This is a genomic window from Pseudoalteromonas sp. SG44-1 (assembly GCF_014164315.1).
In the GTDB taxonomy this organism is placed as follows: domain Bacteria; phylum Pseudomonadota; class Gammaproteobacteria; order Enterobacterales; family Alteromonadaceae; genus Pseudoalteromonas; species Pseudoalteromonas rhizosphaerae.
Window position 1 is genome coordinate 1 of record NZ_JACJEW010000141.1, and the last position, 2,471, is coordinate 2,471.

At 37.2% G+C, this 2,471-nt stretch carries 3 protein-coding genes; all 3 read left to right on the forward strand.

What is annotated here, in order from left to right:
- The first annotated feature begins 196 nt into the window (after positions 1-196).
- Positions 197-790, forward strand: a complete 594-nt coding sequence (locus tag H5187_RS23165; RefSeq protein WP_182798436.1) for a hypothetical protein — start codon at positions 197-199, stop codon at positions 788-790.
- 69 nt (positions 791-859) lie between these two features.
- The gene (locus H5187_RS23170) at positions 860-1,903 is read left to right on the forward strand and encodes a hypothetical protein (RefSeq protein ID WP_182798437.1); all 1,044 of its coding nucleotides are present in this window, start codon (positions 860-862) and stop codon (positions 1,901-1,903) included.
- A gap of 197 nt (positions 1,904-2,100) precedes the next feature.
- Positions 2,101-2,471 (forward strand): hypothetical protein (locus tag H5187_RS23175; protein ID WP_182795063.1); only part of this gene is annotated, 371 nt, incomplete at its 3' end.

Below are 2,471 nucleotides of genomic sequence, written 5' to 3' on the forward strand. Positions count from 1 at the left end.
TGATCGGCAAAATCATTAAGAACACAAAAGTGATCATTATCGCGTGATTTTCGTGATCAAAGCTTAATGAGAATAAGCGATCAAAGTTAATGCCATTGGGTGATCAAAGCTGGTGAGAATATGCATATGGGGAGGATCTAAATTATTTAACTTAACTATCTGGACGTTAATAAGAAAAATAGTTATGCATTCAAGAATGAATTTTGAGAGAACTACGGGCCTTGTCTGGCTATCTCAAAATGACAGTACCGAAGTAATTAATAAACTTCCATTTGAAGAGTTTAATGCTCACTATAAAGTCCAGAACAACCCTCAAAGCGGCTTTCCATTTAGGGGATTTACACTATTACATTTTAAAAAAGACGTTTTTTATGCGTGGACAGGTGCTAATTTAATTAGCTCTGCATTTGTACATTGGGAATTATTACAAAACTTTATGGATGTTACTCAACCTTTAGCTGATATTCCGCAATTTGAATATTACCGTGAGTTTGATAAAACCACCGCTGAATTTGATAAAGCGAATGGCCGCCCTAAGTACTTTTGGTATCGGGTTGATAAGTCATTTTTAAAAGAAATGTCTAAAGCGGATGATGAACTTAGAAAAGAATTTAATGATGAAGAACAGCTCAATAACTTATTGACGGGTAAACCTATCAGAAAGCTAACACCGCCGGATATATTTAAATTCCCATGGAAATATGCGGATAATATAAAAGCTGAAAGCGAGATTAAATTTGGCAAAACGTTGTGGCAAAAATTCACTTCATTTTTAATGATTGATTTGTAGTTAAACAAAGAAATAAATAGGATTTAGCTCAAGCAGTAAATAGCTGCTTGAGTGGGCAAAAGGATATTCATGTCAATTTCATATAAATTTGCAAAACTAAATGCAAGAGCAATAGAGAACTCTCAGAACTTTAAACACTATATTTCCTCAAAAAAGTATGAATATAGTTCACCTAAAGGGTTAATGATTGTCCGATTTTTATTAGAAAAAGAGGATAATAAAAAAGTACAGCCTCAAAGCTTGGATAATGAAGGCCGCTACTTGGGTTTTCATAATGCAGCAGATTGGACGTTAGGGTTAGTATTGGGACCTATTCTTTTGGGAGTAACAGGTTCAATTGTCTCAGTTATATTTTTTGGGGTATGGTTTTATTCACAATTTACATCAACACCAGAAGACTTTCCATTTTGGTTTGTATTACCTGCAATCGGTTTTAATCTTTTTTTCTTAAACTTCAGCCCTATATTAGCGCGTTATATTCTACCTAAACGTGAAGTATATTTTGACCGTCAAAACCAAACAGTGAACTTTACGTGGTCGGTTGATAATGCCGAAAAAAATGAGCATGGCCATTCGACTTTTCCGTTCTCAGATATCGAGGCATTTTACGCTAAAGCGAACCATTCACAGGGCCATGGTGTGACCCATGCTATGTATATTGCCCATAAAGATTATGAAAACCACCATGGTGCATTTAGTGAAATACGGGTTAAAGACAACCCACAAAACCCAAACTACTGTAAGTATACATGGGAGCGCGTAGTGCGCTTTATGGACTTAAGTAAACGGCTCGTTGATTCACCAGAAATCGAGCCATTTCGTCATTTAGACCCGGTAACACATGAGTTTGATAAGCAAAATAACCGCCCTGAAAAGTACTGGCGTTTAATGAGCTACAAGCAGATGAAGCAAATAGAAGAACAGCTTGATGCTGATATTTACCGCTTTAACTTTGACGGCGCTATCACCAATCCTAAACGCTGGGCAAATAAAGAAATCACCAAACCCTGGGAAAAGTGGCCAATAGATGAAAGCCTAAACAAACCAGACAACACACCGTATTGGAAACGACTGATGAAAACCCTTGCAATGCAAATTATTGCGGGTGTTTAAAAGTTATTGCTCTTTAACAATCAGAAAAGGAATTCAAACCTAGGCAGCATAAATGCTGTCTAGGTTTATTGGCACGTTGCTGGCTAACATGGCGACATAATAAACGGTGAAGAAAACAGCCATTTAAATTTGCGTAGGCGCGGCTTTACGCCGCGCAAATTGAACAATAAAAACGACATTCAGTTTGAATAGTTAAGATGGGTGTCATCTTAAATTTCTCTCGTGGTTATAATATTGAAGCAGCTAAAAAGTATGCAGAAATGATACAACGTAGAATGTCACGTTACACAAAGCACAGAGTATTTAAACAAATCCCCCTTAATTCCCCCATATTAGTAGATGCGATATGGATGCTTCAGCCTGCACGAACAGGGTGGCAAGCAGAAATAAATTACAATGCATTCTTGACTGAATTTGGTTTGCAGCCAGGCGACCAGATAGAACTCAAACTAGAAGCCACGGTGTACCCCAGTGGTAAAGGTCAACCAACAATTCAAGGGTTTAATAGTATTTATGGCTTACCAATCGAATATTACAAAGCAGGTGAAAAGCCAGGGTTCTTTTCTTG